Here is a 23,895-nt window from a genome sequence, read left to right as displayed (position 1 = left end):
GCGTTCGAGACCTGCGCGGCCGATTCGTATCCGGTTCAAGAGGAAGACTCGCCAATGTCCAACATCGTTCTCTCGGCGTCCGTTCGCCAGAACCTGTTGTCGCTGCAGTCGACGGCCGACTTGCTGGCCACGACGCAGGAACGGCTGTCGACCGGCAAGAAGGTCAATACAGCACTCGACAATCCCACCAACTTCTTCACGGCGCAGGGATTGGACAATCGGGCGAGCGACATCAGCAACCTGCTCGACGGCATCAACAACGGTGTGCAGGTGCTGCAGGCCGCCAACACCGGCATCACCTCGCTGCAGAAGCTGATCGACAGCGCGAAATCGATCGCCAACCAGGCGCTCCAGACCACGGTCGGCTACTCCACCAAGTCGAACGTCTCCACCACGATTCCCGGCGCGACCCCCGCCGACCTGCGCGGCACGACCTCCTATGCGAGCGCGACCGCCAAGAGCAACGTGCTCTATACCGGTGCAGCCGGCGGCACCACCCCCGTCACAGGGACGGCCGCGCTCGGCGCATCGCTCGGTTCGAGCGCCGGCACCTTTACCGGCACGGCAGCGCTCGCCGCCGACGGCACCACCGCATTGTCCGGCACCGCCACGCTGCTCGGCACGACGGCGTCCACCACCTTCAGCACGCCACCCGCGGACGGCGACACCATCACGGTGAATGGCAAGACCATCACCTTCCGCACTGGCGTTGCTCCGAGCGCGCAGCCGACCGGCTGGGGCCTCGACGCCAGCGGGCACATTGCCACCGACGGCAACGGCAACTCGATCATCTATCAGGGAACGGCGGCCGCGCCGGCAGCGACCGTCAACGACGTCCTCACCGCGATCGACCTCGCCAGCGGAGTCAAGACCGCAACCATCAGCGCAGGTGCAGCGACCTTCGCGGTCAGCGGTTCGGCGGGTCCCGTCGGCACGCTTCAGGTGGCATCTTCCATCACGGCGGGCGCCGTTACATTGAAGAGCTCGACCGGCGCTGATCTCAGCGTGACGGGCAAGGCCGACTTCCTCAAGGCGCTCGGCCTGACGACCGCGACCGGCGCAGGCAACGCGAACGTGACCGCGAACCGGTCGACCACCGCGGGTTCGCTCGGCACCCTGGTTCAGGACGGATCGACCCTGAACATCGGCGGCAAGACCATCACCTTCAAGAACGCGCAGACGCCGCAATCGACGGCGAGCGTGGCCACTGGCTACGGCGTCAGCGGCAACGTCGTCACCGACGGCAACGGCAACTCGACGGTCTACATCCAGAGCGCGACGCTGACCGACCTGCTCAACGCGGTCGATCTCGCCACCGGCGTCAAGACCGCCAGCCTCTTCAACGGCGCGGCGACGCTGTCGACCACGGCGGGCCAGATCCCGTCCTCGGTCAACAGCAGCGGCCAGCTCGCGCTCTCGACCGGCATCAACGCCGACCTATCGATCACCGGCACCGGCAATGCGCTCAGCGCGTTCGGCCTCAGCGGCAACACGGGAACGGCGACGGCCTTCACCGCGGCGCGCACCTCAGGGGTCGGCGGCATCAGCGGCAAGACGCTGACCTTCAGCTCCTTCAACGGCGGTACGCCGGTGAACGTCACCTTCGGCGACGGCACCAACGGCACCGTCAAGACGCTCGACCAGCTCAACGCGCAGCTTCAGGCCAATCACCTGACGGCGACGATCGATGCCAACGGCGTGCTCACGGTGACCACCGTCAACGAATACGCCTCGTCAACGCTCGGCTCGACCATCGCGGGCGGCGCAGTCGGCGGCACGATCACCGGCGTTCTCGCCTTCACCACCGCGCAGCCGCCGGTCCAGGATCCCGTGGCACAGACCGCGCGCTCCAACCTGGTCAACCAGTTCAACAACATTCTGGCCCAGATCGACACGACCTCGCAGGACTCCTCCTTCAATGGCGTCAACCTGCTCAACGGCGACACGCTGAAGCTGGTCTTCAACGAGACCGGCAGCTCCACGCTGAGCATCAACGGCGTGGTGTTCAATGCGGCGGGCCTCGGTCTCAGCAATCTGGTCAACGGCGTCGACTTCATCGACAACGGTGCCACCAACAAAGTGCTGGCCAGCCTGAACGCGGCGTCGAGCACGTTGCGCTCGCAAGGCTCCACGCTTGGTTCGAATCTCTCGATCGTGCAGGTGCGTCAGGACTTCTCCAAGAACCTGATCAACGTGCTGCAGACCGGCTCGTCCAACCTGACGCTCGCCGACACCAACGAGGAAGCGGCCAACAGCCAGGCGCTGTCGACGCGCCAGTCGATCGCGGTCTCCGCGCTGTCGTTGGCCAACCAGTCGCAGCAGAGCGTGCTGCAGCTGCTCCGCTAAATTCGCGGTGAAAGAACGCTTTTCGAGATTTCGCGGCGGGGCTAATGCTCCGCCGTTCATTTGAGGGAGATCGCTAACTCGAGATTAGCTCAGATCGATACGCCTCACGCGATGTAAGTTTACACCGTGTGTGCATCGATCTAACGTTTGCGCTGACGAAGAGCTCCGCGACCCGTACTTATCCGGAGTGCTTCCAAGCACACATGTAAGCAAATCTTAAGCGGTGCTGCCTAGGGTTGGGAAAGAAATCCTTAAGTCCTTTCAACGGGCTAGGAAACTTCCAGGGTGTGATTGATGTCGAATTCTGCTGCCTCGGCCTACGCGCGCGTTGCAACGACCACTGCATCTCCTCGCGACATCGAGGCGCAAACCCTGCTCAAGGCCGCGAACAAGCTCCAGGATGCGGTGAACAACGCTGACCCTCTCAGCGAGCAGACCATGCAGGCCCTGATGTTCAATCGCAAGCTCTGGACCATCTTCCTGAGCGAGGCGATGCGCGACAACAATCCGCAGCCGATCGACGTCCGGCAGAAGATCGCCAACATCAGCGTGTTCGTGCTGAGCCAGACTGCCGCGCTTCAGATGAGCCCGCAGTTCGATCACTTCCGCCCGCTGATCGAGATCAATCGCAACATCGCTGCCGGTCTGTCCGGGCGTCCGTGACGGCGATTCCTCGCACTATCGGCAGGTGTTGATCAGGGACGGGTGGTCCCGCTTCGGACACACGATGTACGCGCTGACGATGCCGGCAATACGCAGATCGACAGCGCCGTCGCCGCGACCGGCTCGACCTGTCTCGACGCTGCCGTTGCGACGTTCGACGCCTGACGATCAGGCGCTGCGGTCGGTGCTGAGCGGACGCGAGGGTTCGGCTTGCCTATCCAGGGCGTGGAAATAGGCCCGCCGGCGCAGCATCGCTTCGTCGGGGAACTGATTGACCACCGCCTCGGTCCTCTCGTTGACGACCTGGAAAACGAAGGATGCGGCCGCCTGGTCGAAGACGACTTGGCGCGAGATGTTCTCGTGGTTCGGCAAATCATTGCGCACCGGCGCGCTCGTATCGCTCGCGGCGACCGTTTGCCTCACCGGAAGATCAGTCTGCACAGCCTCGTTCGCCGCCGCATTCGACGTCGGTACGATCTGCACGGGGGCCGGGATCCCCACCGGCCTGATGCTGAAATCTGTACTCATGGCAGCCTCCTGGTTGCCTCAATTGAGTCAAATCCCAACCCCTCTAATTGCGCAAGCATGGAACACCAGGACTGAAGACCTGGTAACGAAACGTCCCTAACCGCGCGACGATTTCGCCGCGCGATTTTTCGTAAAATTGTCGCGTGTTTTCGTCTTGGCTCAGAGCGAGCGGCTGACCGCGAGCGGCGTGATGTGGCGCGGGCCGGGCGCTGCTTGACGGCCCGCGGCCGTATAGGTGTTCGGCACGTTGCGCTTCTGGATCTCGGCGTTGACGCCGCGCACGACGCTCTCGGATACGGCGTGTGCGGTGGCGAGCACGGTGAGATTGACCTGGAGCATCGCGCGGAACGCATCATGGTGGCGATGCAAGGTCGAGAGCAGCTCGGGCGCGGATTTCGCGAGCTGGGCCTGGTTTGCCTTCAGCTGACCGACGGCCCCGACATAGTTTCGCGACAGCTCCTGCTTCTTAGCCTCGAGCATCATCGCGTCGCGGACCTTGCCGGCCCGAACCAGCTCGGTCTCGCGCTCGATCAGCCCGAGCAGGGCGCTCATCGCATCCATCAGATCTTCGGCGAGCTTGCGCGCTTCGGCGCTTCCGGGCGCGGTGTTCGGCCGCTGCGCTTGCATCGGCTGACGTGAGGCGTTGGGACGGTTCATTTCGTTTGACCTTATGCCGTGCGGATCGTTTTCGCCTGCTGCATGATCAGGGTGCGGTAGACGTCGGTGGCGACGCCGACGCCGCCGGCCTTGGCGAAGTTCTTGGAATATTGCTCGGTCAGCATCGAGCGCCATACGCCGGTGCCGGGCGTGTCGCCGAACGGGCCTTCGCCCTTCAGGCCGGACGTCATCTGCGCGAACATGCTGTTGAGGAACATCGCCTCGAAATCCGTGGCGGTCTTCTGCGCTCTGGCTTGCTGTTGCGGCGACACCTTTTGCAAGGCGCTCGCGAGCTCGAAGTCCGGCCGGCCGTTGCGGCTCTCGACCGAGAAGGCCGAGGAGGAGGCGACGCGCGGGGTGTTGATCGCGTTGGTCTGCATCACATCACCTCGATGTCGGCTTCGATCGCGCCGGCGGCCTTGATCGCCTGGAGGATGCTGATCATGTCGCGAGGGCCGATGCCGAGGCCGTTGAGGCCGTCGACGAGCTGCTGGAGCGACACGCCGTCCTTGACCACGGCGAGCTTCTTGCCGTCTTCGGTGACGGTGACGCTGCTGCGCGGCGCGACCACGGTCCGGCCCCGCGACAGCGGGTTGGGCTGGCTCACCTGGGGGCTCTCGGAGATCGTCACGGTGAGATTGCCCTGCGCGACCGCGACGGTGGCGACGCGGACGTCGCGGCCCATCACGATGATGCCGCTCCGCTCGTCGATGATGATCTTGGCGGCGAGATCGGGGTCGACCTGGAGCTGCTCGATCTCGGTGAGAAAGGCGACGACGTTCCCCTTGAACTCCGGCGGGATCGACAGCTGCACCGTCGAGGGATCGATCGGCTCGGCGGTCTTGACGCCGAGATAGTCGTTGACGGCCGCGGCGATGCGCTTGGCGGTGGTGAAGTCGGCGTTGCGCAGCGCCAGGCGCACGTTCGGCAGACGGTTGAGCGCGAACTCGATCTCGCGCTCGATGATGGCGCCATTGGCAATGCGACCCACCGTCGGCACGCCGCGCACGATCTTGGCCGCTTCGCCCTCGGCCTGAAAGCCGGAGATCGCGAGCGAGCCTTGGGCGACCGCATAGACGTTGCCGTCGGCGCCTAACAGAGGGGTGACGAGCAGGGTGCCGCCCTGGAGGTTCTTGGCGTCGCCGAGCGCGGAGACGGTGACGTCCATGCGCGTGCCCTGGGTGGCGAAGGCCGGCAGGTTGCCGGTCACCATCACCGCGGCGACGTTGCCGGTGCGGATGGTGGCGCCGCGGATGTTGACGCCCATGCGTTCGAGCATCGCTTGCAGCGACTGCTTGGTGAAGGGGATGTTGTTGAGCGTATCGCCGGTGCCGTTGAGGCCGACCACGAGGCCGTAGCCGATGAGCTGGTTCTGCCGCACGCCCTCGATGTTGGCGAGGTCCTTTATGCGCGATGTCGCGCTTGCAGGCGTGACCGAGAGCGCCAGCGCTGACAGCGCGGCGCAGGCCACCCCAACAATCCTCACCCAACGAACGCCTGGCATCCTCTGCTCCCCAAAGGTCCCCAAAAAGGGCTCCTCAAATCGAAGGACCGTCTGCGACACTCCCATGACGAGCTGGTCCGGCGCTTTCCTTGCGAGCGCTGTGCCAACCCGGGGCAGAGGAGTAGGTGGCTGAATAGGTTGAATAAATCTGTTTCGACCGGCGTCAGCGCTCGTTCGCTCTGAGGAGCGAAACTGCCGCCTGTCGGCAGTTTTTGCCGAGCCGTTTACGGGTCGTTAACCATAAAAGGGCGAAGGTGAGGCATCGATCACCCGGATTCCTTCCGATGCGCATCTACGGACCGAACGGCACCACGCTTGGAACGCCGGCCAGCCAGGCCCGGCGAACGGGCTCCGGCACCTTCGTCCTTCCGGACACCTCATCGGCACAGGAGACGCGGAGCGCCGCCGCGCCGAAGGCCGCCGCGAACATCGACGCGCTGCTTGCCCTGCAAGGCGTTGAGGAGGATCTGGTCGAGCGCCGCAAACGCTCGGTCGCTCGCGGCAAGACCGCGCTCGACGTGCTCGACGATCTCAAGATGGGCCTTCTGTCCGGCAATCTCGACGCCTCGACTGTGATGCGGCTGCGCGATGCTGCGGCAAACCTGAAATCGTCCTCGGGCGATGCCGGTCTCGATGCGGTGCTCGCCGAGATCGAGCTGCGGGTCGAGGTCGAGCTGGCCAAGGCCGGGCAGCAGTAGTCAGGCATCGCGGGCTGTCATCGCCCGCGATGGCGAGCGATCCAGTATTCCAGCGACAGTTGTTTGTTGAATCGAGAAGCTGCGGCGTACTGGATGCCCCGGTCGAGCCCGGGCATGACAGCGGAATCAGAATGGACGTGCGGCACTACCGAGAAAGCGCGCTTTACGCCGCTTCCTCCTTCTGCTGGGCATCGTAGCGGCGCTGCGCGGCGAGCACGTCCTTCAGGTTCTGCTCGGCCCAATCGCGCAGCGGATCGACCGCTGCCGCCAGCGTCAATCCGAGCTGCGTGATCGAATATTCCACCGTGACGGGGACAGTTGCGATGGCGCGTCGCCTGATCAGGCCGTCGCGGTCGAGCGATTTGAGAACCTGGCTCAGCATCTTCTGCGAAATGCCTTCGATCGTGCGACGCAACTGGTTGAAGCGCATCGGCTCCTCGCGCAGCAGCAGAAGGATCAGCACCGCCCATTTGTCGCCGACGCGATCCAGGATCTGGCGCGTCGGACAGTTCGCTGCATAGACGTCGGGTTTCATCGTCAGGTCCTCGGATTCCGTTCTGGCCGCTTGCACTTGGGCGTGCCGGTAACTCCGGCGTTATCAGGTAAGCACAAAGTGCTCTCTTAACACCAGCATTCTTTGCGATATCTAGTCACCATTGGTTACTATAGAAGCAAAGGAGCCTTCCATGAAAATCGCAGTTGCCGGCGCCTCGGGCCGGGCCGGGTCGGAGATCACCAAGGAACTGTCCCGCCGGGGCCATAGCGTCACCGCCATTGCCCGCAACCCCGAGAAGATCGCGGCCCTGCCTAATGTCACGCCGACCAAGGGCGACGTGCTCGATCAGGCCGGCCTTGCCAAGCTGTGGGCCGGGCACGACGTCGCCGTCAGTTCCGTGCACTTTCTCGCCAGCGACCCGCTCAAGCTGATCGGCGCGGCGAAAGACTCCAAGGTGGGCCGTTACCTCGTCGTCGGCGGCGCCGGCAGCCTGGAAGTCGCGCCGGGCGTGAAGCTGGTCACGACTCCCAATTTTCCGGCCCAATACAAGGCCGAAGCAGAGGCGGGCGGTGCCTTCCTGGACCTGCTGCGGCAGGAAAAGGACCTGAACTGGACCTTCATCTCGCCGTCGGCGCTATTCGTCGAGGGTGAGCGCACCGCCAAGTTCCGGCTTGGGGCCGATCAGCTTCTCGCAGATGCGAACGGAAAGAGCTGGATCAGCTTCGCCGATTACGCCATTGCGCTCGCCGACGAGATCGAGCGGCCGGCCCATCAGAGGCAGCGCTTCACGGTCGGTTACTGAGCCGTCAGCCGCACCCGGGCCTTTGCGGATAAACCTTCCTGTGCAAGGGCTTGGGGGCGGTGGCGGAGCGGTGAGGGAAATATTGTCTGTCACGGGAGGCCACTATATAAGGCCCGGCTCAACGGATCCTGTTTCCGTTGCGAGTCGTTGCTTAGACAGATAGGCCGCCCTTTGGAAAAGTTGAAAAACTACCGACCGACCGAAAAAGAGCCTTTCATGAACGACAGGCAGAAGGAGTATTTCCGCTTGAAGCTCCTGGCCTGGAAGGATGAGATCCTCAAAGAGTCCAAGCTCACCCTGCAAGCCCTGCAGGAGGAGAACGTGAACCACCCCGATCTCGCCGATCGGGCATCGTCCGAAACCGACCGCGCCATCGAACTCCGCGCCCGCGACCGCCAGCGCAAGTTGATCGCCAAGATCGACGCAGCGCTCCAGCGCATCGAGGACAACACCTACGGCTATTGCGAGGACACCGGCGAGCCGATCTCTTTGAAGCGGCTCGAGGCCCGGCCCATCGCGACGCTCTCGGTGGAAGCGCAGGAGCGCCACGAGAAACGCGAGAAGGTCTATCGCGACGAATAGAGTCCGAGCCGCAGAGATGCGGCTCTTTGTTTTTGGACGCAAGGCGCCGTTTCGCGCCCTGCTCAGCATTTTGTCCGCTATTTGCACTCGCGCGTCTCGCGAGCGCAATCGCGAAAAATGAATCGTGATCAATGGGCTAGAGTCTATTCCTCCGAGCTCACGTGAGTTCTGATGAGAAACAGCCTTCACGTCAGGTGCGGGAGGTTTTGCGAGTCGCATCAACGGGATCGACTAGACTGTTGAGAGGCTGATCCAGCTGCATCAAGCATCGCTGCAATCGCGTCTCGCATGCGCTTGCGAGGATCGGAAGGGCACGCGGCTCCAATAAAGCCTCCACCAGCTCAATATTTCCTTAAGCGGGGGCGGGGGCCTGTAATCGCCCGGACAGGCGTGCTTGTCAGGCGGGAGCTGGGATGCTGAAGTGCCGCCCCTGAATGCGTAGCGTGGGAGGCGGCGCCGATGGACAGGATTCTTGAAGCCGCAAAGGCGATCGCACTGGCGCGCCGCAACCATGCGCCGCTCGCGGCGCTGGAACGTCCGCCCGGCGATGAAGCCGAGGGCTATCAGGTGCAGCGCGCGCTGCACGATCTCCTGCTGCCCCATGTCGGACCGCTCGTCGGCTACAAGATCGGCTGCACCAGCCAGGTGATGCAGGACTACATCGGCATTCCGCATCCTTGCGGCGGCGGCGTGTTCCAGAAGGGCGTCCACAAGAGCGGCGCCAAGCTCGCCGCGTCCAACTACGTCCGTGTCGGCGTCGAATGCGAGATCGCGGTGCGGCTGAAGCGCGACCTTGCCGCCGGCGAGGCGCCGTTCACGGCCGAATGGGTCGGCGAGGCGGTCGAGGCCTACCATCCCGCGATCGAGATCGTCGACGACCGCTATGTGAAATGGGAGACGATGGGTGCGCCGACGCTGATCGCCGACGATTTCTTCGCCGCCGGCTGCGTGCTGGGACCCCGGATTCCGCGCTCGTCCGTGCCGGATCTGAAGGCGGTGAAGGGCCGCGCCATCGTCAACGGCGAGGAGGCCGGCCACGGCACCGGCGCCGACGTGCTCGGCCACCCCCACAACGCGCTCGCCTGGCTCGCCAACCATCTCGCCGCCGAGGGCAAAGGCCTGCACGCCGGCCAGCTCGTGCTGACGGGCAGCCTGGTGAAGACGCTGTGGCTGAAGGCCGGCGACAAGGTGCGGATGGAGCTGGACGGGCTGGGCGTGGTCGAGGCGGAGTTCACGTAATCTCCGCGCCGTCGGCCCTTCTTGTCGCAACGCTCCCACCACGCGCGTCATGGCCGGGCTTGACCCGGCCATCCACGTGTCACAGCGAGCCCCGGAAGACGTGGATGCCCGGGTCAAGCCCGGGTATGACGGCGCGGAGAATACGGCGCCAGCCTGATCGGCCTTGTCACGTTCGCAAAATACATGCGGCCTCCGGCAGGGGAGCTACCGGAGGCCGCGTAGTACATCGTCGTTCGCGCCTAGGTTCGCGGACACGATGTGGGAGCTCGGGAGAATTTAGAAGGGCAGCAGCACGTCCATGACCTGTTGGCCGTAGCGCGGCTGTTGCACGTCCATGATCTGGCCGCGGCCGCCGTATGCGATGCGGGCCTGTGCGATCTTCGAGGAATCGATGGTGTTGTCGCTCTGGATGTCTTCGGGGCGGACGATGCCGGCGACCACGAGCTCGCGGATCTCGTAATTGACGCGGATCTCCTGCTTGCCTTCGACCACGAGGTTGCCGTTCGGCAGGACCTGCGTGACCACCGCAGCGACGTTGGTCTGCAACGCTTCCTGCCGGTTGACCGAGCCCTTACCGTCGCTGGATGCGGTGGAATCTGCGGTGAGGATGCGGCCGGGCAGGATCTTGTTCGCCTGCGTGATGGTCTTCGCGCCGATGAAGTCGGTGATGCCGGAGTCTTCCGAGTTGGTGCGGCTGCGCTGGGTCTCGTTGGAGAGGTTGGCCTTGTCGGTGATGTTCACGGTCACAGTCAGGAGGTCACCGATCTGGCGGGCGCGCTGGTCCTTGAAGAAGGCGCGGCTGCCGTTGCGCCACAACGAATTCGGATTGTAGGAGGCGACTTCCGGCTTCGGCATCGGCATCTGCACCGGCTTGTAGCCGGGCTGCGTCGTCGGATTGTCGATCGCCGACAGCTTCGGTTGCTCGCCGATCTGTGACAGACGGTCGATCGAGGAGCAGCCGCTCGCTAGTGTGCAAGTTGCAAGCAGCAGCGCAGAGATCGCGATGCGGCGAAGACGGAAAGCCGAACTGAACGTGGACATGACTTACTCTGACTTGGCTGGAGCTTGCGAGACGCGAACTTGCGGGATCTGGGCTTGTGCGACGTGGGCGGCAGGCGCCGGCGCCTGGATCAGGCTCTGCGCCAGCGCGGCGGCCGCCGGCACCTCGTCACGCTTGATCGACGAGGTCTGCTCGACCGCGGGCGCCATCGGCGCGGACTGGCTGGCGCCCTGGATCGTGACCTGGCCGCGGCCGGTGACGATGCCGGTCAGCGTCCGCTTGGATTGCAGATTGATCACGCTGACGCTATCGCCCTCGGCGCCGCTCTCGATCGCCTTGCCGCGCGTGGTGAGGTAGACGCCGGGCACCTGGTAGATGATCGTGACGGCCTGATCGCGCACCACGAAGTCGGGCTTGACGATGTCGGCGACGCGGATCGGCATGCCTGCCCGCATCGGCCGGCGCAGCTGCATGCCGAGGGTGCGATCGCGCGAGGCAGGCTCGCCGGTGACCTCGGCCTTGGGCCGGCGCTCCAGCGAAACGTCGGAGGATTTCAGGAGCTCGGTGCGGTCGATGTCGCGCGTCAGCACGGCCACTTCCACCGTCTCGATCGCGGTTCCGGTGAAGCGGAGCTTGGTCGGCGTCGGGCTGTTGTCGTTGTTGATCTCGAAGGCGATGTCGAAACGGCCGCCGCGGGCGTCATAGCGGGTTGCGACCGGCTGGAGCGCGCCGGTGTTGGAGGCGTCTAGGCGCATCTCGGAAATGCCGCGGTCCAGCGTGACCGTGATGTTGGCAGCGTCACCAAGGCCGAAGCGGCGTTCCAGCGCGGAGGCGACCGCGGTTTCGAGGTCCTTGCTCGCGAGCGTGCGGGCGAGGCGGGTGACCTGGACCTCCCTGATGTCGCCGGTCATTACGCCGATCACTTGTTTCGCACGCAGCACCGACAGCACCTGTCCGACCGTGAGCGTGCCGGTGGTGCCGAGATCGGGCGAGCGATAGACCGGGATCTGCGCGGCCGATCCGGCATTGTCGATGAGGTCGCCGACCCGCACCACGTCCGAGCTCACGGCAACGCTGGCGCGCAGCGTCGGGGCTGCGATGAAATCGTCGGCGGCCGCGGCCGGCAGGGCCAGCGCGACAAGTGCGGAGATCGTGGCAAGGGTGGTCCGGATCATCGTCATCACTCAGCGGAACAGCGCAGTGGTCGATTGCATCATCTGGTCGGCGGCGCTGATCACCTTGGCGTTCATCTCGTAGGCGCGCTGGGCCGCGATCAGGTCGCTCATCTCGGAGACGACGTCGACATTGGCCTGCTCGAGGCTGCCTTGCGTGATCTTGCCGTAACCTTCGGCCGTGGCCGTGCCGTCCTGCGGCGGGCCGGAGGAGGGCGTCTCGGTGAACTGATTGCTGCCGACGGGCTGCAGGCCCGCCTTGTTGATGAAGCGGGTCAGGCCGATCTGGCCGAGAATGGTCGAGGTCGAGGAGCCCGGCAGCGTCACCGAGACCTGGCCCTGCTCGTTGACGGCGAGGCCCGAGGCGTTGTTCGGGACGGTGATCGTCGGCTGCACCGGGTTGCCCTGGGCGGTGACGACGCGGCCCTGATTGTCCATCTGGAAGGTGCCGTCGCGGGTGTACTGGTAGGTGCCGTCGGGCATCAGGATCTTGAAGAAGCCATCGCCGGAGACGGCGAGGTCGAGATCGTTGCCAGTCTGCGACAGCGTGCCTTGCGTCATGCTGCGCGGCGTACCTACGGTCTTGACGCCACCGCCGATGTCGACGCCGACGGGCACGATGGTGCCCTGGTCGGAGGCCTGTGCGCCGACGCGGCGGATGTGCTCGTAGATCAGGTCCTGGAACGCCGCGGTCTGCTTCTTGAAGCCCGTGGTGCGCAGGTTCGCGATGTTGTTGGAGATCACCTGAACGTTGAGTTCCTGTGCCGCCATTCCGGTCGCTGCGGTGTGAAGCGCCTGCATGTCAGTTCTCCTTGAATCAGGCCGGAACGTCGGCGAGCTTCTCGATCGCCGATTTGTGGAGATCGCTCTGCTGCTGCAGCAGGCTGGCGATCGAGGCGTAGCTGCGCATGACTTCGACCATGCGGGTCATCTCGCCGACGGCGTTGACGTTCGACTTCTCGACATAGCCCTGGCGCACGGTCGACCTGGTGTCGGCCTGCTGCACGGCGGAGCCGACGTCGTAGAGGTTGGCGCCGAGCTTGGTGAGCTTGGTCGGATCGTCGAAGGAGACCATGCGGATCTTGCCGCGGATCGAGTCGGTCCTCGCCGTGCCCTCGAGCACCGTGACGGTGCCGTCGGGGGCGATGTTGATGTCGTGATCGGTCGGCTGGAAGGTGATCGGGCCGCCGGTGCCGAGCACGAGGGCGCCGTCGGAGGTGACGAGCTGGCCGGTGCTGTTCAGCGAGAATTTGCCGTCGCGGGTGTAGCGCTCGCCGCCGGCGGCCTGCACCGCGAAATAGGCGTTGCCGTCGATCGCCACGTCGAGCGGGTTGCTGGTCGCCTCCATCGGCCCCTGGCCGATGTCGCGGAAGGTGCCGCGGTCGTGCACATAGGAGACGCGCCGGTCCGGCGCCATGAAATTGTCTTCGCGCGCGTTCGAGTTGAGGTACTCCTCGAACAGCGAATGGTCGGCTTTGAAGCCGTTGGTATTGGCATTGGCGACGTTGTTGGCGATGACATCCATCTGCCGTTCCAACGTCATCTGCCGTGACAGGCCGATCAGAAGCGCGTTCTGCATCGGAAATCTCCCCTGAGTGGGATCTGCCACCTCGCTCTCCCAAGCGCGTTGGCGGACCCCGTGAACGAGACCGTCTGGTTCTCCCAAACCGTGAGGTCTCGGCCCTTTCTCAGCGAAAGCCGTGCCAACTCGAAAAGATGCGTACTTTCAATCTCTTGATGAATTTCGAGGGGTGCGGGAAGGCGGCAGAAAGGTTCTGTTAGCCATGTTTGCCCGGCAGATTTTTCCTAGCGGAAGCCCAATCGAAAGGTTCCGTTAACCATTATTACCGTAGCGTTTGCCATGAAGAGGAGCGCATTTGCGCCGGGGCATTCGTATCGCGTCATTGTCTTAGGGCCTCGCTCTTTCGACCCCTTTGAGAGATCCGGGCGCGGCGACCATGGCAGAGAATGAAGCGGAAGGCGGTACCGCCGCCGAGGGTGCAGAAGCCGCGCCGCCCAAGAACAAGCTCAAGCTGATCATCATCGCCGTCGGCGTGCTGGCCATCCTCGGCGGCGGAGCTGCGACCTGGTTCTTCTTCTTCCGAAAGGGAGACGCCGAGCATCATGCCGAGGTGGCGCCGCCACCGAAGCCGCCGGCCTTCGTCGACGTCCCCGACCTGATGGTCAACCTCGCCGGCTCCCCCGGCGAGCGTGTGCAATATCTGCGGCTGAAGATCGTGCTGGAACTGAAGGAAGAGAAGCAGATCGAGGCGATCAAGCCGACGATGCCGCGCGTCACCGACATCTTCCAGACCTATGTGCGCGAGCTGCGCCCCTCCGACCTCAACGGCTCGGCCGGCATCTTCCGCCTCAAGGAGGAGCTGACCAAGCGCGTCAACGCGGCGGTCGCTCCGATCCATGTCAGCGCGGTGCTGTTCAAGGAAGTTGTGGTGCAGTGAGGGGAATGGGCTAGCGCCATGGCCGGCAACGAGCAGATGGACCAGGATGCGATTGCCGCCCAATGGGAGGCATCGCTCGATTCCGAGGATCCCGCGGAGGCCGCGAAGGCCGCCGCCGAGAACGAACTCTCCGAGACCATGGCCCTGCAATGGGCGGCCATGGTCGAGGACGGCAGCCGCGATCTCGGCAGCGGCAAGAATTCCGGCGAGCGGGTGCTGTCGCAGGAGGAGATCGACAACCTCCTCGGCTTCACGGTCGGCGACGTCAACCTCGACGACCATTCCGGCATTCGCGCGATCATCGATTCGGCGATGGTCTCCTACGAGCGTCTGCCGATGCTCGAAATCGTCTTCGACCGCCTGGTGCGGCTGTTGACGACCTCCTTGCGCAATTTCACCTCCGACAACGTCGAAGTCTCGCTCGACCGCATCACCTCGGTGCGCTTCGGCGACTACATGAACTCGATCCCGCTGCCGGCCGTGCTCTCGGTGTTCAAGGCCGAAGAGTGGGAAAACTTCGGCATGGCGACGGTCGATTCCAACCTGATCTACTCGATGATCGACGTGCTGCTCGGCGGCCGCCGCGGCACCAGCCAGCTCCGCATCGAGGGCCGACCCTACACCACGATCGAGACCGAGCTGGTCAAGCGCCTGGTCGAGGTGGTGCTGGCCGACGCCGAGCAGGCGTTCCGGCCGCTGTCGCCGGTGACGTTCACGATCGACCGGCTCGAGACCAATCCGCGTTTCGCCGCGATCAGTCGTCCTGCCAACGCGGCGATCCTGGTGCGCCTGCGCATCGACATGGAAGACCGCGGCGGCAACATAGAGCTGCTGCTGCCCTATGCGACCATCGAACCGATCCGGGGCGTCCTGCTCCAGATGTTCATGGGCGAAAAGTTCGGCCGTGACCCGATTTGGGAGGGCCATTTCGCCACCGAGATCGTGCAGGCCGAGATCGCGGTCGACGCCGTGCTCTACGAGGCCGACATCCCGCTCAAGCAGCTGATGCGGCTCAAGGTCGGTGACACGCTGCCGCTCGACATGCGCGCCGATGCCAACGTCACCGTGCGCTGCGGCGACGTCCTGCTGACCGAGGGACGGATGGGACGGGTCGGCGACCGCGTCGCGATCCGCGTGACGAAACCCTTGCGCAAGCCAAGTACGACACTTGCGATGTTCGAGAAGGTCGACGAGCAGAACAAGATGATGGAGGCCCCATGAACCACTCACTGGGAATGGCGATCGAGTCGCTGGTGGCTATCCTGCTGATGCTGACGATCGTCTACTGCGTCATGCTCAACAAGCGGCTGAGGCGGCTAAAGGCGGACGAGCATTCGCTGAAGGCGGTCATCGGCGAGCTGATCACCGCGACCGAGATCGCCGAGCGCGCGATCGGCGGGCTGAAGCTCGCCGTGCGCGACGTCAACGAGAACCTCGGCAACCAGCTCGCGGCGGCGACGCAGATGTCCGATCAGCTCTACAAGCAGCTCGGCGAAGCCGACAACGTGGTGCGTCGCCTGTCCAAGATCGCGATCGCCGCGCGCCCCGTCACGAATCCGGAGATGGTTGCCGCCCCTGCCGCGGCCAAGCCCTCGACGGCGAAGGCGGTGGCGGCTGCGGCCGAAGCCTTCTCCGAGCGTCGACGGTCCAATGGTCTTGCCGCTTGAAGTCAGGGTATGAAGTCCTTTCGTAACATCCGCGTCATCCCGGTCGTCCTGGTGGCCGTCGCAGGTCTCGCCACGCTGAAGGTGGCGGGACTCGCGATCAATGGCGGCTATGTGTTCGACTACAAGCCGAGCCAGGCCAAGAAGTCCTGGGCGCAGGAGAACCTGAATTTCCCGGCCGGCCGGGAGGACCCCGACATCACCGGCTCGACCCACGGCGCGCCCAAAGAAGCACCGAAGCCTGCAGCGCCCGAAACGAAGATGGAGGGCGGCACCGTCGTCAAGATCGACGAGACCCAGCCGCAGGTCTCCGCCGCCGAGCGCGCGATCCTGGAACGGTTGCAGGCGCGCCGCCAGGAGATCGAGGCCCGCCAGCGCGAGATCGACATCCGCGAGAGCCTTCTCAAATCGGCCGAGAAGCGCATCGAGAACAAGGTCGAAGAGATGAAGGCGGTGGAAACCCGCATCTCGGCGACCCAGGCCGAGCAGAAGGCCGCCGAGGCCCAGCGCATGAAGGGCCTCGTCACCATGTATGAAGGCATGAAGCCGAAGGATGCCGCGCGGGTGTTCGACCGGCTGGAGATGGGCGTGCTGATCGAGATCGCCTCGGCGATCGCGCCGCGGAAGATGTCGGACATCATGGGGCTGATGTCGCCCGAGGCCGCCGAGAAGCTGACCGTCGAGATGGCCCGCCGCGCCAATGGAGGCGGCGATCAGTCCGCCTCGGCCGGCGAATTGCCGAAGATCGACGGCAGGCCGACGCAAAAGCCGAATTGAGGGCTCATACTTAAGAAGTCCTTAATTGGCAGAACCTTAAAGTTGAAGGCAGGGGCCGGCGGCAGTGCCGGCGCGGACCCGTCGAACCGGAAGAAATGCCGCCAATGGCGCGAGAGGCTGCCGCTGGATTTGTGTCGCGAGCCCGCGCTTTGGCGCTAGGGTTGTCGCGCCATGTCTGCACGGCGCCCGCCCTCGCAGTGTGCCTGCTGATCGGCATGGCTTCGCCTGTCCGGGCGGCCGATCCCGTCAGGGGCGAAGCGACCTTTTCGGCCGGCGGCGGTTTTGCCCGTCTCGTGATCAAGCTCGGCGAGGACGTTCCCTCCGAGGTGACGACGGCCGGCTCCATTGTCGTCATCCGTTTCGACCGGCCGGTCGACGTTCCCGTTGATCGCGTTCCGGAAGGCGCGCCCGACTACGTCAATTCCGCCCGGCGCGATCCCGACGGCGGCGCCATCCGCCTGTCGCTGGCGCGGCGCGTCATCGTCAACACCATGAATGCGGGCGAGCGCACCTTCATCGACCTTCTGCCGGAGGGGTGGAAGGGGCCGCCGCCGAGCCTGCCGATGGACGTCGTCAAGGAACTCGCCGAGCGCGCGCGCGTGGCCGAGCGGGCCTTGCGCGCCCAGCGCGCCGCGGCCGAGGCCAAGAAGCGTCCGCAGATCCGCGTCCGCGCCTCGGTGCAGCCGACCTTCGTGCGTTTCGTGTTCGAGATGCCCGATGGCGTCGGAGTCTCCTCCGTGCTCAACGAGCAGAAGCTCACGCTCGCCTTCAACGCCAACCTCAATTTCGATCTGGCCGACGCGGTCGTCGCAGCGCCGCCGAACGTCGCCTCGATCAAGCAGAAGACCGACATCGACCAGACCAGCGTCGAGATCGCGCTGATCGGCGATTCCGACGTGCACTCGTTCCGCGACGAGAAGAACTACGTCGTCGACATCGCGTTCCAGCCGGACAGGGGCAAGACGGCCGCAACGCCAGAGGCGGCGATCGCGCAGCTCAAGCCCGGAGGTCGCGCGGCTGTGCCTGCGCCGGCGGCTGAAAAGCCGGCAGCCCCGCAGCGTGAGATCGTGCCGCCGTCATCCGAGGCGATCGCGCGCGAGGCCAAGATCGACGTCAAGCCGGGCGTGAAGGTGGAAGCGCCGGCCGCGATGCCGCCGGCGGAAGCACCGAAGCCGGCTCCGGCTCCCGCTGCTGCAGCGGAGGCCGCGCAAGCCGCAGAAGCACCGAAGGAAGCGTCAAAGCCCGCGCCGCCTGTTGCGGAGGTCACGCCAATTAAGCCGGCAATGGCCGAGGTGCCCAAGGAGGCCATGAAGGAGGCCGCCAAGGACCCGGTCAAGGAAACGGCCAAAGCATCCGCCGAAGTCCCCGCCGCGCCGCAGCCTGCGATTGCCAGCGTCGATGCGCGCCGCGACAGCGACGGCCTGCGCGTGACGTTCCCGTTTCAGGTCTCGACGCCTGCGGCGGCGTTCCGCCGCGGCGACACGGTCTGGCTGGTGTTCGACACGCCGAAGCCGGTCGACGTCGAGGCGATCCGCAGCAGGGGCGGCGCGATGATCGGCGAGGTCGGTCGCGTGCCGCTCGACAAGGGGCAGGCGGTCCGCATCCGGCTCACCCGTCCGCTGGTCTATTCGCTGTCGAGCGAGGAGGTCGGCAAGGAGACCAACTGGCTGCTGACGCTCGCCGACAAGATCCAGGCGACACCGCTGCCGCTGATGATGTCGCGCAACATCACCGATCCTGCGCTCGCCAACATCGCGATCCCCTTCGCCAACCCGGGCGTTCTGCACAAGCTCATCGATCCCGATGCCGGCGACACGCTCTATGTCATCACCGGGCAGCGGCCGGTGCGTGGCTTCATCAAGCGTCAGGACCTCGTCGATCTCTCGCTGCTGGAATCCGCGCACGGCATCGCGGTGCGGCCGAACTCCGACGAGATCGGCGTCGAGGTCGGCGCCGACAAGGTCATCCTCGGCAAGAAGGGCGGGCTGACGCTGTCGCCGGTCGACATCTCGGCCGAGCGCGCCCCGACCGCGGTGCGCCCGGTCTTCAGTCCCGAAGGCTGGCGCAAGGGCCAATCGGAGACCTTCTGGACGCGGCAGAACGAGCTGATGACGGCGATCTCGGCCGTCGAGCCCGCGCTGCGTTCGCTGCCGCGGCTCGACCTCGCGCAGTTCTACATGTCGCGCGCCATGTACCATGAGGCCAAGGCCGTCACCGAATTGATGCTGAGCGATCCCCTCAACAAGGAGGAGAGCGGCGCGCTGATCATGCATGCCATCGCGAGCATCCTGGTCGGCCGGCCGGCGCAGGGACTGAAGGACCTCGCCAACCCCGTGATCGGCAACAGCCACGATGCCCAGCTCTGGAAGGCGCTCGCCTATGCGCGTCAGGGCAAGTGGGCCGATGCGCGCGAGAAGTTCAAGAACGTCGAGTTCGCCATCGCCTCGCTGCCGCTCGACATCCAGCGCATCGTGACGATGGATGCGATGCGAGCGTCCCTCGAGGTGAAGGACTATGCCGGCGCCTCCAAGCGCCGCAGCGAGCTCGAGGTGGTCGGCGTCCCGCCCGAGGCTGCGCCCGGCTTTGCGGTGCTGCGCGGCCGGCTCGCCGAGGCGCTCGGCCACGACAAGGATGCGCTCGACGACTACAAGCTCGCGGTCGCCTCGAGCGACCGGGCGGCGGCGGCCGAGGCCAAGCAGCTCGAGGTCGCACTGCGTCAGAAGCGCGACGAGATCGGCAAGGACGAAGCGCTGCGCGAGCTCGAGACGTTGTCGATGACCTGGCGCGGCGACGCGATCGAGGTCAAGACGCTGCAGATGCTGTCGCGGCTGTATGCCGAGAACGGACGCTACCGCGACGCGCTCACGGCCGCGCGCACCGCGACCAGGCTCCAGCCGAATGCGGAAGCCTCGCGCCAGGCGCAGGATCTCGCCTCCGATCTGTTCACGCAGATATTCCTGGGGCCCAAGGGTGACGAGCTGCCGCCGGTCGAGGCACTCGGGATGTTCTATGAATTCCGCGAGCTGACGCCGATCGGCCGCCGCGGCGATGAACTGATCCGCCGTCTCGCCGATCGTCTCGCCTCGATCGATCTGCTCGACCAGTCCGCCGAGCTCTTGCAATACCAGGTCGACCACCGCCTCGAAGGCGCCGCGCGCGCCCAGGTCGCCGCGCGGCTCGCCATGATCTATCTCGCCAACCGCAAGCCCGACATGGCCATCACCGCGCTGCGCGCTAGCCGCATCAGCGACCTCTCCGGCGAGCTCAGGCAGCAGCGCCTGCTGCTGGAGGCGCGGGCGCAGAGCGACGTCGGCCGTCACGACCTCGCGCTCGACATCGTCTCCAACGTCTCCGGGCGCGAAGTGCTCCGCCTGCGCTCCGACATCTTCTGGGCGGCGCGGCGCTGGCGCGAATCCGCCGAACAGATCGAGCTTTACTACGGCGACCGCTTCCGCGACTTCAAGCCGCTCAATGCAGTCGAGAAGAGCGACATCATTCGCGCGGCGGTCGGCTACGCCCTCGCCGACGACTCGATCGGCCTGTCACGCTTCCGCGAGAAATACGCGCCGCTGATGAGCGAGAGCGCGGACCGTCTCGCCTTCGACATCGCGAGCAAGCCGGCCGCAGCCTCCAGTGCCGAGTTCGCCGAGATCGCCAAGCTGGCTGCCAGCGTCGATACGCTCGACGGCTTCCTGCGCGAGATGAAGCAGCGCTTCCCCGACGCCACCGCGCGCGCCCCCGGCACGCCGCAGGCAAAGGACGAGTCGGACCACACCGGCTCGCTGCCGACGATCCCGGTCGTGCGTCAGATCAAGATGACGCGGTAGGGCTTGGTGCCGCTCACGGCGCGGCAGGCGACGGTGCCGTCATTGCGGGCGGAGCGACTTGTCCGCCGAAGCCTTTGGCGAAGGCGGAAGCAATCCAGAATCTTTCCGCGGACGCAGTCTGGATTGCTTCGTCGCAAGTGCTCCTCGCAATGACGGGGAGGGAGCGAAGCGATCATTGAGGGGGAGCGGATGGGCAGCGAACGAAAGCTGCGCTCATCCTCCGCCGTAGCTCTGCACCAGGCTTCCCGCCACCAGCGACCAGCCGTCGACCAGCACGAAGAAGATCAGCTTGAACGGCAGCGAGATCGTTGCCGGAGGCAGCATCATCATGCCCATCGACATCAGCACGGAGGCGACGACGAGGTCGATGATGAGGAAGGGGAGGAATAGCAGGAAGCCGATCTCGAAGGCGCGCTTCAGCTCGGAGATCATGAAGGCGGGCACGAGAATGCGAAGTGCGAGGTCGTCGGGCGTGGCCGGCGGCGGCTCGCCGGAGAGATCCAGGAACAGCTTGAGGTCCTTCTCGCGCACGTTCTTCTGCATGAAGCCGCGCAGCGGCACCGAGGCGCGCTGGAGCGCGTCCTCGACGCCGACCTGGTTGGCGACGAGCGGGCGGATGCCCTCGTCGTAGGATTTCTGCAGGACCGGGCCCATCACGAAGAAGGTGAGGAACATCGCCAGCGCAATGATCACCGAGTTCGGCGGGGCGGTCGCGGTTCCCAGTGCGGTGCGCAGCAGCGACAGCACCACCACGATGCGCGTGAACGACGTCATCATGATCAGGATCGACGGCGCGATCGACAGCACCGTGAGCAGCGCAATGAGCTGGATGGCGCGCTCGGTGACGCCGCCGCCACCCGCACCGCCGCCGAGATTGATGCTGATGTCCTGCGCATGCGCAAGGCTCGCAAGCGAAGCCGCACCGAACAGGACAGAAAGGAAAAGTACTCTACGCGGGAGGGCCGGGGATCTCACGAAGACGGCTTCGGACGGCCGAGCAGGGAGGCCATCTCGTCTTCGAGATTTTCAAAGCTGGTCTTTTCCGCAGCCGGCTTTGCAGGCGGAGCCGGTGGCGCCGGCGGCTCGCTGCGGGCCGCGCGCGGAGGAGCTGCCGGCGGTTCCGGAGCAACCGGGGGTGCGACCGGTTCGCCGGCCGGGCGGCGCAACGCCGCTTCGAGCCGCTGGGCCATTTCTGCGAGATTCTGCTCGGCGCTCGAGGGGACGGTGGCGGCAGCCGGCGGTGCAACGGGCGGCGCCTGCGGAATGGGCGGAGGCGGCGGCGCTGCGCGCTCGGCGCGCACGGGCGGCGCCTTCACGGCATCGCCGTTGCGCGGCGGACGCGGCATCAGCGGTGGCTCGCTGCGGGCGATGCGCGGCGGCATCGGTTCGGGCCGCGGCTCGCGCTCGGGCCGTGGCGCAACCGGCTCGGGGGGGAAACCGGCCAAAGGTGGCTCGCTGCGCCGCTCGGCCAGCGCCGGTGCCGGCCGGCGTACCTCGTCGGCAAAGGACGGGCGCGAGGGGCGCGGCGGCGGCTCGGGCAATTGCGGCTCGGGATGATCGAGCAGTTCCGGCCGTGGCGCCTCGTCGGCCCAAGCGCCGGAATCGGGCATCGGAGCAAGGCGCGGCGGCGGCTCGGCGGTGTTGGCACGCTGCGGCAGCTGATCGCGGCCATGCGCGGCGCGAACGATGTTGGGCTCGACGACGATGTCGGTGGGGCCGCCGATCATCAGGAGATGCTCGACATTGTCGCGCCGGACCAGCACCAGGCGCCGCCGGCCGTCGACCGCGGCAGCATCAATCACGGCGAGCCGGGGCATCCTGCCGCGCTGGGTGTTGGCGCCCAGCCGGCTGCCGCCGAATCGGCGAACCAGCCATGCAGCGACGCCGATCAACGCCAGAACGGCGATGAACGCGACGATGAAGGTGATAGGGCTGCCTTGCATACTTGTCCCCGACGAATGGCGCTTGTCTCGTGCCCATGGTCAGATGCGCCGACCACCGGCCTACGATGCCCCAAAACTGCGATTTCTTAACGTCCCACGGCAAGTTTTGCCGTCCCCAACTCTTAATAACCCATGAATCGCCCGATCCAAAACGACTTCTTGGCCTGTGCACGCGCCGCCAAGCGGTTGGGTTAATACTGCTTTTGGGCGTGTGGAATCACGGGGCACCCACATTCATGTCCCGTCCGGGAACATATGCCTGTGACATCTTAACCAGCCGTTAACCATACACGCGGCAAATTCTGCCTAGCTCCGGACCTCGAGGTCCGGAATGGGCGGAAGGAGCCGCAACGATGTCCATCAACGACCTCCCGCTGCTGTCGGCGCTGCGAACCAAGATGCAGTGGCATCAGGAGCGCCAGCGCGTCCTGTCCGAGAACGTTTCCAACTCCGATACCCCCAAATTCCGGCCGCGCGACCTGGTCGAGCCGAAGCTCGACAAATCCGGCGCGATCACCGGCGCCATGGGACCCCTGGTGCTGACCCGCACCAGCGGTTCCCACATGACGCCGCCGGGGGCGGCCTCCGCATTCGACCAGAACAAGAATGTGGGCTTCGAGACCCGGCCTGCGGGCAACGCGGTCGTCCTCGAAGAGGAGATGATGAAAGCGGCCAACAACCAGATGGACTACGCGGCGGCGACCTCGCTCTATTCGAAGAGCCTGCATCTGCTCAAGACCGCGATCGGCAAGGCCTGAGAGAAGCTTAGAGGAGGCGGATCATGGCGAATGACAGCAGCGACTTTGCCCGCTCGATGGCGATCGCGACCTCCGGCCTGCGGGCGCAGGCCGGACGCATGCGGGTGATCTCGGAGAACATCGCGAACGCGGATTCGACTGCGCAGACCGCGGGCGGCGATCCCTACCGGCGCAAGGTGCCGACTTTTTCGTCCGCGCTCGACCGCACGCTGGAGGCCCAAGTCGTCACCCTCGGCAGGATCAAGCCCGACCAGTCCGCCTTCCGGGTCAGGTACGAGCCGAACAATCCGTCCGCGGATGCGAGCGGCAACGTCAAATATCCCAACGTGAACTCGGTGGTCGAGATGACCGACATGCGCGACGCGCAGCGGTCCTACGAGGCCAATCTCAACATCATCAGTGCGACGCGCCGGATGATCCAGCGCACGCTGGACATCCTCAAGAGCTGAACAGGACATCTGAGCCATGGCATCACCGACAATCGCCGCCAATGCTTACGCCAATCTCGCCCGCGTGCTGGAGAACAGCGGCGCCGCCAAGGGCAGCGAGGCGAGCGGGCAATCCTTCGCTTCGCTATTGAAGGACGCCGTCGGCAGCGTCATCGAGTCCGGTCGCAAGTCCGACGCGCAGGCGGTGGCGATGGCTTCCGGCAAGGCCAACGTGATGGACGTGGTGACGGCGGTCGCCGACACCGACGTTGCGGTGTCGACGCTGGTTTCGGTCCGCGACCGCGTCATCGCGGCCTATGAAGACATCATGAAGATGCCGATCTGATTGGGA

At 65.4% G+C, this 23,895-nt stretch carries 25 protein-coding genes; 14 read left to right on the top strand and 11 right to left on the bottom strand.

The genetic code is table 11. The features are described from left to right. Positions 1-54 precede the first annotated feature (54 nt). Both BCCGELA001_RS24950 and flaF read left to right on the top strand, forming a co-directional pair. Positions 55-2,346 carry a DUF1522 domain-containing protein gene (locus BCCGELA001_RS24950; protein ID WP_060736556.1) on the top strand — a complete coding sequence of 764 codons (2,292 nt, stop codon included), beginning with the start codon at positions 55-57 and terminating at the stop codon, positions 2,344-2,346. A gap of 294 nt (positions 2,347-2,640) precedes the next feature. Continuing rightward, positions 2,641-3,009 (top strand): flagellar biosynthesis regulator FlaF, encoded by a 369-nt coding sequence (gene flaF, locus BCCGELA001_RS24945; RefSeq protein ID WP_008554779.1) that lies wholly within the window; start codon positions 2,641-2,643, stop codon positions 3,007-3,009. 168 nt (positions 3,010-3,177) lie between these two features. Here the strand turns inward: flaF and BCCGELA001_RS24940 are convergent, their stop codons facing one another. The 4 genes from BCCGELA001_RS24940 to BCCGELA001_RS24925 all read right to left on the bottom strand — a co-directional run bounded on the left by BCCGELA001_RS24940 (position 3,178) and on the right by BCCGELA001_RS24925 (position 5,698). After that, entirely contained in the window at positions 3,178-3,537 is a 360-nt protein-coding gene (locus tag BCCGELA001_RS24940; RefSeq protein WP_008554777.1) for a hypothetical protein, read from the bottom strand. A 159-nt stretch (positions 3,538-3,696) separates the two neighbouring features. After that, the gene (locus tag BCCGELA001_RS24935) at positions 3,697-4,194 is read right to left on the bottom strand and encodes a hypothetical protein (protein WP_008554775.1); all 498 of its coding nucleotides are present in this window, start codon (positions 4,192-4,194) and stop codon (positions 3,697-3,699) included. An 11-nt stretch (positions 4,195-4,205) separates the two neighbouring features. Then, the gene (gene flgJ, locus BCCGELA001_RS24930; protein ID WP_008554771.1) at positions 4,206-4,574 is read right to left on the bottom strand and encodes a flagellar assembly peptidoglycan hydrolase FlgJ; all 369 of its coding nucleotides are present in this window, start codon (positions 4,572-4,574) and stop codon (positions 4,206-4,208) included. Then, the gene (locus BCCGELA001_RS24925; RefSeq protein ID WP_060736555.1) at positions 4,574-5,698 is read right to left on the bottom strand and encodes a flagellar basal body P-ring protein FlgI; all 1,125 of its coding nucleotides are present in this window, start codon (positions 5,696-5,698) and stop codon (positions 4,574-4,576) included. The genes flgJ and BCCGELA001_RS24925 overlap by 1 nt, the downstream gene beginning before the upstream one ends. Positions 5,699-5,982: 284 nt before the next feature. Here BCCGELA001_RS24925 and BCCGELA001_RS24920 point away from each other — a divergent pair, with 284 nt between their 5' ends. Beyond that, positions 5,983-6,396 carry a flagellar assembly protein FliX gene (locus BCCGELA001_RS24920; protein WP_060736554.1) on the top strand — a complete coding sequence of 138 codons (414 nt, stop codon included), beginning with the start codon at positions 5,983-5,985 and terminating at the stop codon, positions 6,394-6,396. A gap of 163 nt (positions 6,397-6,559) precedes the next feature. On the opposite strand, the gene BCCGELA001_RS24915 is transcribed toward BCCGELA001_RS24920, so the two are convergent. Next, entirely contained in the window at positions 6,560-6,931 is a 372-nt protein-coding gene (locus tag BCCGELA001_RS24915; RefSeq protein WP_060736553.1) for a winged helix-turn-helix transcriptional regulator, read from the bottom strand. Positions 6,932-7,082: 151 nt separating this feature from the next. On the opposite strand from BCCGELA001_RS24915, the gene BCCGELA001_RS24910 reads away from it, so the two are divergent. From BCCGELA001_RS24910 to BCCGELA001_RS24900, 3 genes are all read left to right on the top strand, one after another. Continuing rightward, the gene (locus BCCGELA001_RS24910; protein ID WP_060736552.1) at positions 7,083-7,694 is read left to right on the top strand and encodes an NAD(P)-dependent oxidoreductase; all 612 of its coding nucleotides are present in this window, start codon (positions 7,083-7,085) and stop codon (positions 7,692-7,694) included. A 216-nt stretch (positions 7,695-7,910) separates the two neighbouring features. Next, complete coding sequence (gene dksA / locus BCCGELA001_RS24905) at positions 7,911-8,276, top strand: RNA polymerase-binding protein DksA (protein WP_008554760.1); 366 nt, start codon at positions 7,911-7,913, stop codon at positions 8,274-8,276. Between the two features lie 459 nt (positions 8,277-8,735). Then, positions 8,736-9,515, top strand: coding sequence for a 2-keto-4-pentenoate hydratase (locus BCCGELA001_RS24900; RefSeq protein ID WP_060736551.1), 780 nt, complete (start codon positions 8,736-8,738; stop codon positions 9,513-9,515). 276 nt (positions 9,516-9,791) lie between these two features. On the opposite strand, the gene flgH is transcribed toward BCCGELA001_RS24900, so the two are convergent. Genes flgH through flgF form a run of 4 tightly spaced genes read right to left on the bottom strand, consistent with a single transcriptional unit; the run spans position 9,792 to position 13,266 of the window. Beyond that, on the bottom strand, positions 9,792-10,556 hold the full coding sequence (flgH, locus tag BCCGELA001_RS24895) for a flagellar basal body L-ring protein FlgH (RefSeq protein WP_008554748.1): 765 nt from the start codon (positions 10,554-10,556) through the stop codon (positions 9,792-9,794). A 3-nt stretch (positions 10,557-10,559) separates the two neighbouring features. Continuing rightward, a complete protein-coding gene (flgA, locus tag BCCGELA001_RS24890; RefSeq protein ID WP_060737817.1) occupies positions 10,560-11,690 on the bottom strand; it encodes a flagellar basal body P-ring formation chaperone FlgA in 1,131 nt (376 codons plus the stop codon). A gap of 9 nt (positions 11,691-11,699) precedes the next feature. Beyond that, positions 11,700-12,488 (bottom strand): flagellar basal-body rod protein FlgG, encoded by a 789-nt coding sequence (gene flgG, locus BCCGELA001_RS24885; RefSeq protein WP_008554735.1) that lies wholly within the window; start codon positions 12,486-12,488, stop codon positions 11,700-11,702. A 16-nt stretch (positions 12,489-12,504) separates the two neighbouring features. Further along, on the bottom strand, positions 12,505-13,266 hold the full coding sequence (gene flgF, locus BCCGELA001_RS24880; RefSeq protein ID WP_008554732.1) for a flagellar basal-body rod protein FlgF: 762 nt from the start codon (positions 13,264-13,266) through the stop codon (positions 12,505-12,507). 379 nt (positions 13,267-13,645) lie between these two features. On the opposite strand from flgF, the gene fliL reads away from it, so the two are divergent. The 5 genes from fliL to BCCGELA001_RS24855 all read left to right on the top strand — a co-directional run bounded on the left by fliL (position 13,646) and on the right by BCCGELA001_RS24855 (position 20,414). Continuing rightward, entirely contained in the window at positions 13,646-14,146 is a 501-nt protein-coding gene (fliL, locus tag BCCGELA001_RS24875; protein ID WP_008554731.1) for a flagellar basal body-associated protein FliL, read from the top strand. A gap of 18 nt (positions 14,147-14,164) precedes the next feature. After that, complete coding sequence (gene fliM / locus BCCGELA001_RS24870; protein ID WP_008554728.1) at positions 14,165-15,367, top strand: flagellar motor switch protein FliM; 1,203 nt, start codon at positions 14,165-14,167, stop codon at positions 15,365-15,367. Next, positions 15,364-15,813 carry a DUF6468 domain-containing protein gene (locus tag BCCGELA001_RS24865; protein WP_060736550.1) on the top strand — a complete coding sequence of 150 codons (450 nt, stop codon included), beginning with the start codon at positions 15,364-15,366 and terminating at the stop codon, positions 15,811-15,813. The genes fliM and BCCGELA001_RS24865 overlap by 4 nt, the downstream gene beginning before the upstream one ends. A gap of 9 nt (positions 15,814-15,822) precedes the next feature. Beyond that, positions 15,823-16,587, top strand: coding sequence for a MotE family protein (locus tag BCCGELA001_RS24860; RefSeq protein WP_060736549.1), 765 nt, complete (start codon positions 15,823-15,825; stop codon positions 16,585-16,587). 104 nt (positions 16,588-16,691) lie between these two features. Beyond that, a complete protein-coding gene (locus tag BCCGELA001_RS24855) occupies positions 16,692-20,414 on the top strand; it encodes a hypothetical protein (protein WP_060736548.1) in 3,723 nt (1,240 codons plus the stop codon). A 213-nt stretch (positions 20,415-20,627) separates the two neighbouring features. Here BCCGELA001_RS24855 and fliP read toward each other — a convergent pair whose 3' ends face one another. Beyond that, the gene (gene fliP / locus BCCGELA001_RS24850; RefSeq protein WP_060736547.1) at positions 20,628-21,389 is read right to left on the bottom strand and encodes a flagellar type III secretion system pore protein FliP; all 762 of its coding nucleotides are present in this window, start codon (positions 21,387-21,389) and stop codon (positions 20,628-20,630) included. Beyond that, complete coding sequence (locus tag BCCGELA001_RS24845) at positions 21,386-22,357, bottom strand: flagellar biosynthetic protein FliO (protein WP_060736546.1); 972 nt, start codon at positions 22,355-22,357, stop codon at positions 21,386-21,388. The genes fliP and BCCGELA001_RS24845 overlap by 4 nt, the downstream gene beginning before the upstream one ends. 353 nt (positions 22,358-22,710) lie before the next feature. Between BCCGELA001_RS24845 and flgB the strand changes: the two genes are divergently transcribed. The 3 genes from flgB to fliE are packed head-to-tail and all read left to right on the top strand — an operon-like array spanning position 22,711 to position 23,889. Beyond that, positions 22,711-23,115 carry a flagellar basal body rod protein FlgB gene (gene flgB / locus BCCGELA001_RS24840; protein ID WP_060736545.1) on the top strand — a complete coding sequence of 135 codons (405 nt, stop codon included), beginning with the start codon at positions 22,711-22,713 and terminating at the stop codon, positions 23,113-23,115. A 23-nt stretch (positions 23,116-23,138) separates the two neighbouring features. Next, positions 23,139-23,564, top strand: coding sequence for a flagellar basal body rod protein FlgC (gene flgC / locus BCCGELA001_RS24835; RefSeq protein ID WP_060736544.1), 426 nt, complete (start codon positions 23,139-23,141; stop codon positions 23,562-23,564). Positions 23,565-23,580: 16 nt separating this feature from the next. Continuing rightward, positions 23,581-23,889 (top strand): flagellar hook-basal body complex protein FliE, encoded by a 309-nt coding sequence (gene fliE / locus BCCGELA001_RS24830; protein ID WP_060736543.1) that lies wholly within the window; start codon positions 23,581-23,583, stop codon positions 23,887-23,889. Positions 23,890-23,895: the final 6 nt, after the last annotated feature.

The organism is Bradyrhizobium sp. CCGE-LA001 (assembly GCF_000296215.2).
In the GTDB taxonomy this organism is placed as follows: domain Bacteria; phylum Pseudomonadota; class Alphaproteobacteria; order Rhizobiales; family Xanthobacteraceae; genus Bradyrhizobium.
This window is presented reverse-complemented; position numbering and strand designations above follow the sequence as displayed.